The organism is Achromobacter sp. 1011791174 (assembly GCF_059760925.1).
Genome location: NZ_JCBANH010000161.1, coordinates 1 through 7,144, shown reverse-complemented (window position 1 = coordinate 7,144; position 7,144 = coordinate 1). Strand labels below are relative to the sequence as shown.

Sequence of the window (7,144 nt, the reverse complement as noted above, 5' to 3'; positions counted from 1 at the left end):
TACAAGTGTCGTTCAATACAAAATCTGGCTGCCCCGTCAGCAGCCAGCCAACATCGATTACAACCCGAGTGCGCGATCATCGAGAGAACTCTCTGATGCGCCTGTTGTGTTTCTTCCAAGATTGGAGCGCATGCCCTGGGCGCGCGCTCAACCGGTTACGCCTGACGACCATAGCGAGTTGGTCCCACTCCTTCCCATCCCGAACAGGACAGTGAAACGACTTTGCGCCGATGATAGTGGACGGACGTCTGTGAAAGTAGGTCATCGTCAGGCTTTTATTGCTCAGAACCCCGCAGCTCACCGCTGCGGGGTTTTGTTTTTGTGCGCACGCAAATGCTCGGACGCCTCGAGGGCGGACGGGCTGCGCCAGGTCAGCGCCGGGCACGGGCCCGCTACAGTCATGGCTCGCGCAAGACATGAATACAAGAAAGGCCCCGCGGCTCGCGCCACGGGGCCTTTTACGTTGCATCGCTGCGCGCGAGCCGGGCGCCTGCCATCGCGGCCGCATGCTGGTCGCCTGCTGGTGACCACACGCCCCGTCCGCGAGGCTCTCTGGCGGGAATGCGGGCCGCACCGGTCTATCCGGGGTGCGGACGCTACAAGCGCCTCGAAGAACAGCGCCGACTGCAAGCGCTCGGATTGCACCTGCGCCGCCACCTTGCCGGCCAGCTCCGGATCTTAAAAAGTTCGATCACAGGACCGCGACGGCGTCGCCCGGCAGCGCGGGCATCGGGTTTTCTCTAGGCCCGGTTCCGTTGTTCACTCCATGGACATGGCGTAATCTGGCGACCGGTCCGCAATCCTGGACCTGGATTTCAATGCGCGGGGCGGTCTACGAGGTCGCCGCGCGCGCATTCTGGAGAGTCAATAATATGAAGCGGTTCTTCTCGTTGGCGGCCGGCGCTCTTGCCCTGGCCTGCGCGTCCCAAGCGGCGGTTGCCGGCCCCACGCTGGATGCGGTCAAGAAAAAGGGTTTCGTGCAATGCGGCCTGACCGACGGTGTGTCGGGCTTCTCCGCCACCAACAGCAAGGGCGAGTGGGAAGGCATGGACGTGGACATCTGCCGCGCCGTGGCGGCGGCGGTGTTTGGCGATCCGACCAAGTTCAAGGGCACCGCGCTGTCGACGCAGCAACGCTTTACCGCCCTGCAGTCGGGGGAAGTCGATGTGCTGCTGCGCACCGTGACGCTGACGCAGACCCGCGATACCTCGCTGGGCCTGTCGGCCGTGGCGGTCAGCTTCTATGACGGCCAGGGCATCCTGGTGAACAAGAGGCTGGGCGTCAAGAGCGCCAAGGAACTCAACGGCGCTACGGTCTGCGTGCAGCCGGGCACGACCACCGAGTTGAACCTGGCGGACTGGTTCCGCGCCAACAAGATCGAATTCAAGCCGGTGGTGATCGACAAGGTCACCGAGGTCGTGCGCGCCTTCGAATCAGGCCGTTGCGACGCCTTCACCGACGACGCTTCGCAGCTGGCCGCCGTGCGCGCCACGCAGGTCGCCAAGCCGGACGACTACGAGATCCTGCCGGAACGCTTCTCGAAGGAACCGCTGGGCCCCATGGTGCGCCAGGGCGACGAGAACTGGCTGGGCATCGTTCGCTGGACGCTGTTCGCGCTGCTGGAAGCCGAGGAATACGGCATCACGCAGAAGAACGTGGATGAAATGCTCAAGAGCAACAATCCCAACGTCGCGCGCATCCTGGGCGTGACGCCGGGCGCGGGCAAGAACATGGGGCTGGACGAGAAGTGGGCCTATAACGCCATCAAGGCGGTGGGCAACTACAGCGAAGTGTTCGAGCGCAACGTGGGCAAGGACAGCAAGCTGAACCTGCAACGCGGCACCAATGCGCTGTGGAGCAAGGGCGGCGCCATGTATCCGTGGCCGATCCGCTGATCCGCTGAGCATTGATGGTCCTGAACGGCCCGCGATCGCGGGCCGTTTTCCATTGCGCGCGGGATAGGCCTCGCTTTCACCGGCATTCGGCGCGCGGGTCTCGTTGCCGGCCACGACGAAAAGGATCGCCAGCCGATATGTATGCAGCGTAATGCGGTACGCTATCGCCTTTCCCATGCCTGTTTCGCGCACCATGACGCAGTCCCCATCCGCCGAGGATTCTCCCTTGTTCGTCGCCGCGCTGGCGCGTGGCGTCTCCGTGCTCAGGGCATTCAGCGAAGGGCGACCGGCGATGACGCTGCCCGAGCTGGCGGAGGCCACGGGCCTGAGCAAGAGTTCGGTGCAGCGCTTCACGCATACGCTCTGGACCTTGGGCTATCTGCGCAAGGATCCCGCCAGCAAGAAGTTCTCGCTGGGACCCTGGTCGCTGGAACTGGGCATGAAGTACGTGCAGACCAGTCCGCTGGTGCTGGGCGGCAATCCGTTCCTTCATTCGCTCAACCGCAACTGCCAGGAAACCTGCAGCCTGGCCGAGCCCGACGGCTTGGACATGGTGTACGTGGCGCGTTTCGCCACGCACAAGGAAATGTTCGTGAACATGCCGGTCGGCATGCGCCTGCCGCTGTATTGCACGGCGGCGGGGCGCGCGGTGCTGTCGCGGCTGGATCCGGACGTGGCCCACGGGCTGCTGGAGCGCAGCGACCGTAGATCCCATACCGCCGCCACGATCACCGGCATGGACGCCTTGCTGGCTGAGCTGGAGTTCGCGCGCCGGCACGGCTATGCACGTTCCAATGGCGAGTTCTACCCGGGCGACATCACCGTCAGCGCCGCCGTGCTGGATGCCGGCGGCATCCCCCTGGGCGCGGTCAATGTGTCGGTTCCATCCAGCCGCTGGTCGTTCGAACAGGCGCAGGCCGTGTTTGGTCCGCAGGTGGTCGAAACCGCGCATGCCATCAGCGTGTCGCGCACCTTGGGACGTTCTCATCCCTTCTACGAGCTGGAGCCTCCCGGCGGCGCGCTGCGCGCCACGCCGATATCCGTGGCCGGCGAAGCCTGATATCCGTTAGGCGGACTGCGGGTCCGCGACGGCGCGGAGGCCCTCCGAGCGGCGCCTGCGCTGCGTATTCCATATTATTTTGATCAAGTATTTGGGCCGCGCTTAAGGGAAACTCCCTAATTGGCGCTGCCACTTCTTGCGCGTTAATCTAATTTCGACATGACCGTATCGTATACCGATTCGATCAAATCTAAATTAACGGCCGCTCATGACAGGTGAGCGGCCGGCGCCAAGGAGCCGCGCTGTGTCGCAGTCCGCCGAAGTCCGCTTTCATCCCGTGCCGGGATTCATGGGGTTGCCGCCGGCCCGTTCCCCGGAGTCCGGCGCGGCGCGCGCCTGCGTGGTCGGGATTCCCTTCGATTGCGGCACGCATCCCTTCCGGGTGGGATCGCGCCAGGGACCCGACGCGATCCGCGAGCAGTCGCGGCTGCTGCGGCCGGTGGACATCTTCCGCCGGCATGGCATCGACAATCCATCCGAGTTCCTGCGCGCCGTCGATGTGGGCAACGTGGCCTGCCATCCCGGCGATCCTGACGCCTCGTTTCCGCTGATCGAGGCCGGCATCGGCGCGATCCTGGACGCGGGCGCCATTCCCATTTCGATGGGCGGCGATGGCGCGGTGACACTGCCGCAGCTGCGCGCCGTCGCGCGGCGCCATCCGGACTTCGCGGTGCTGCATTTCGATTCGCACACCGACACCTATCCCATCCCGGGCTACAACACCGCCACCACCTTCACCCGCGCCGCGGAGGAAGGTCTGCTGGATGTGGCGCGCAGTTTCCATGTTGGCACGCGCGGCAGCTCCTTCATGCCCGGCGTGCTGGAATTCGGCCGTGAGGTCGGCTACACGATCCTGCCTTTCGATGACTTCGATGCCGACCGGACCGGCGCGCTGGACGCGATCCGGCAGCGCATCGGCCAGCGGCCGGTGTATCTGTGCTTCGACATGGACATCTTCGACCCATCCTGCGCGCCGGGCGTTTGCACACCGGAGTGGGGCGGCCTGTCGCCAAAGGAAGGGCTGGCGCTGCTGCGTCAGCTTGCGGGGCTGAACTTCGTGGCCTTCGATGTCAACACCGTGTCGCCGCCTCAGGACGTGCAGGGCGCCACGGCCTTTCTGGCCGCGACCGTCATGCAGGAATTCTGCGCGCTGGCGGCGGCCGCGGTGCAGCGGTATCCGCAAGGGCGTCCGGCCTGATCCGGCGCGCTGGCGGCATTCATACATTCCAGGGGAAATCCATGACACTCAAATCCATTCTGCTCGGCCTGGCGTCGGCCGCGCTGCTGGCGCAAGCCGCCGCGGGCCATGCGCGCACGCTGGACGAAGTGCGCGCCGACAAGACGTTGAATGTGGTCACGACGGCCTCCGCGCCGCCGCACGGTTTCAAGAATCCGCAATCCAATCGCCTGGAGGGCATCATGGTGGATGTGGCGGCGGCCGTCGCCCGGCACCTGGGCGTGGCCGACAAGCTGTCGGACGTGCCGTTCTCGGGCCTGATCCCGACCCTGACCTCGGGCCGTGCCGACGTCATGTCCGCGCCCTTGTTCATCACCGAGGAACGCGCGCGCGCCATCGATTTCTCGGCGCCGGTCTATGAATGGGGCGAAGGCATCGTGGTCAGCGACAAGGCGACCCGGCGCTACGGCAAGTTCGAGGACATGCGCGGCCAGCGCGTCGGCGTGCTGGTCGATTCCGTGCAGTTCAACATGATCAAGGACATGCCGGACACCAAGGTGTCCACCTATCAGGACTACTCCACGCTGCTGGCCGACGTGCGCGCCGGCCGCATCGACCTGGGCATCGTCGATCCGCCCAGCATCGTCTATCAGATCAAGACCAAGAACATCCCGGGCGTGAAGCTGGATACCGGCTACCAGCCGCAACGCAAATGGCAGGTCGGCATGGCGGTGCAGAAGGGCAATGCCGCGTTGCTCGGGGCCGTCAATGCCGCCCTGGCCGAGATGAAGCGCAACGGAGAGCTGGCCGCCATCGGGCAGAAGTGGGGCGTGCAGGACCTGATCAGCAAGTAAGGCCGCCAGGCCACGGACGAGGAGCACGAATTGGACTTCGCTACCCTGCGCATGTACCTGACCCCGCTGGCCGAAGGCACGGTCTGGACCCTGGCGCTGTTCTTCTGTTCGGCCTTTCTGGCCGTGGCGCTGGGCCTCGTGGTCTGCCTGTGCCGGCTGTCGAGGCATGCGGCCTTGAGCCGCGCGGCGCGCGTGTACATCGACATCATCCGTGGCACGCCCCTGCTGCTGCAGCTGTTCTACATCTACTACGGCCTGCCCGAGATGGGCGTGGTGATCAACGGCTTCGTGGCTGGCGTGCTGGGCCTGACGCTGAACTTCGGCGCCTATCTGGCCGAGCTGTTCCGCAGCGGCATCCAGTCGGTGGACGCGGGCCAGTACGAAGCGGCCCGCGCGCTCGGCCTGCGCCGCTGGCAGCGGCTGCGCCGCATCGTGCTGCCGCAGGCATTGCGCACGATCTTTCCCGCGCTGGGCAACTACGCGCTGGTGCTGATCAAGGAGACGTCGCTGGTGGCGGTGATCAGCGTGTACGAACTGATGCGCGCCGGTGAAATGCTGGCCGGCGCGACCTTCCAGGCCTTGACCGTCTACACCATGGTCGGGGTCATCTATTTCGCGCTGTGCAGCGTGCTGGCGTATCTGTTCCGTCGCTCCGAAAAGCGGCTGACCGTGCCGGGCTACTGGAGCGGGGCCGGCGACAACCACGATATCTCGAAGGCCTGACGCCATGGACGGATTGAACTGCGCGGCGCCCATCATCACGATGCGGGACGTGTCGAAATGGTATGGCGATTTCCAGGTGCTGGACGGGCTGGACCTGGATGTGCGGGCCGGCGAGAAGCTGATCCTGTGCGGGCCTTCAGGATCCGGAAAGTCCACCACCATCCGGCTGCTGAACCGGCTGGAGGAACATCAGCGGGGCCGCATCGTGATCGACGGCATCGAGTTGGACGGGGAGCTGGGCAACATCGAGCGGATACGCGCCGAGGTGGGCATGGTGTTCCAGCACTTCAATCTGTTCCCGCACCTGACCGTGCTCGAGAACTGCACGCTGGCGCCGATGCTAGTCAAGGGCGTGGCGCAGCGGGACGCCGAGCATCATGCCATGCAGTATCTGGAGCGCGTCCGCATTCCGCAGCATGCCGCCAAGTATCCGGGCCAGCTTTCCGGCGGCCAGAAGCAGCGCGTGGCCATCGCGCGCGCGCTCTGCATGCAGCCGAAGATCATGCTGTTCGACGAGCCGACGTCGGCGCTGGATCCCGAGATGGTCAAGGAAGTGCTGGACACCATCGTGGCGCTGGCGCGCGATGGCATGACCATGATCTGCGTGACACATGAAATGGGCTTCGCGCGCGAGGTCGGCGACCGGGTGGTGTTCATGGACCAGGGCGCGATCGTCGAGATCGACACTCCGGACAACTTCTTCCGCGCGCCGCGCTCCGAGCGGGCGCAGGCGTTCCTGGGCCAGATCCTGGCGTAGCGCGGGCGGAAATTCCGGCAGCCGGAATCGGCGGAATGGTTCCATGGCCAGCCGCGCAGATGGCCCCACCGGGTTTGCGTTACCCTACCTATCATGCCTGTCGGGCCCGCGCGCAGCCGCCGGCCCGCACTCGATATAACAACCAGGGAAACACGATGAACGGCGCTGACAGTCTTTGCGATACCCTTCTTGCCAACGATGTGGACGTCTGCTTTGCCAATCCGGGCACGTCCGAGATGCACTTTGTGGCGGCGTTGGATCGCAAGCCGGACATGCGCTGCGTGCTGGGCCTGTTCGAAGGTGTCGTGACCGGCGCCGCCGACGGTTATGCGCGCATGGCCGACAAGCCCGCCGCCACGCTGCTGCACCTGGGGCCGGGCCTGGGCAATGGCCTGGCCAACCTGCATAACGCCAAGCGCGCGCGCACGCCCATGGTCAATGTCGTGGGCGATCATGCCACCTATCATGTGCAGTACGACGCACCGCTGACCAGTGATGTCGAGGGCGTGGCGCGGCCCATGTCGCATTGGGTGCGGCGCACGCTCACCGCTGGCGCGATCTCGGCCGACGCGGCCGAGGCCGTCGCCGTCGCGCGACGCGAGCCTGGCAATATTGCCACGCTGATCCTGCCGGCCGACGCCGCCTGGACGGACCTGCCAGCGGGCGCGGCTGCGCCCG

At 65.5% G+C, this 7,144-nt stretch carries 7 protein-coding genes and 1 rRNA gene; all 8 read left to right on the top strand.

Translation table 11 applies throughout. The annotated features are described in order from the left end of the window. Positions 1–160: 160 nt before the first annotated feature. Positions 161–273, top strand: a 5S ribosomal RNA gene (gene rrf / locus AC6LJ5_RS29555). 599 nt (positions 274–872) lie between these two features. Then, positions 873–1,895 (top strand): amino acid ABC transporter substrate-binding protein, encoded by a 1,023-nt coding sequence (locus AC6LJ5_RS29550; protein WP_498142366.1) that lies wholly within the window; start codon positions 873–875, stop codon positions 1,893–1,895. A gap of 193 nt (positions 1,896–2,088) precedes the next feature. After that, the gene (locus AC6LJ5_RS29545) at positions 2,089–2,955 is read left to right on the top strand and encodes an IclR family transcriptional regulator (protein ID WP_392413182.1); all 867 of its coding nucleotides are present in this window, start codon (positions 2,089–2,091) and stop codon (positions 2,953–2,955) included. A gap of 289 nt (positions 2,956–3,244) precedes the next feature. Beyond that, positions 3,245–4,153 (top strand): arginase family protein, encoded by a 909-nt coding sequence (locus AC6LJ5_RS29540; RefSeq protein WP_498142367.1) that lies wholly within the window; start codon positions 3,245–3,247, stop codon positions 4,151–4,153. A 41-nt stretch (positions 4,154–4,194) separates the two neighbouring features. Next, the gene (locus tag AC6LJ5_RS29535; protein WP_103275773.1) at positions 4,195–4,986 is read left to right on the top strand and encodes an ABC transporter substrate-binding protein; all 792 of its coding nucleotides are present in this window, start codon (positions 4,195–4,197) and stop codon (positions 4,984–4,986) included. Between the two features lie 30 nt (positions 4,987–5,016). Further along, on the top strand, positions 5,017–5,709 hold the full coding sequence (locus AC6LJ5_RS29530; RefSeq protein ID WP_103275772.1) for an amino acid ABC transporter permease: 693 nt from the start codon (positions 5,017–5,019) through the stop codon (positions 5,707–5,709). Positions 5,710–5,713: 4 nt separating this feature from the next. Then, complete coding sequence (locus tag AC6LJ5_RS29525) at positions 5,714–6,466, top strand: amino acid ABC transporter ATP-binding protein (protein ID WP_498142365.1); 753 nt, start codon at positions 5,714–5,716, stop codon at positions 6,464–6,466. A gap of 155 nt (positions 6,467–6,621) precedes the next feature. After that, positions 6,622–7,144, top strand: a 523-nt coding sequence (locus AC6LJ5_RS29520) for a thiamine pyrophosphate-binding protein (protein ID WP_498142364.1), incomplete at its 3' end; no start/stop codon positions are given.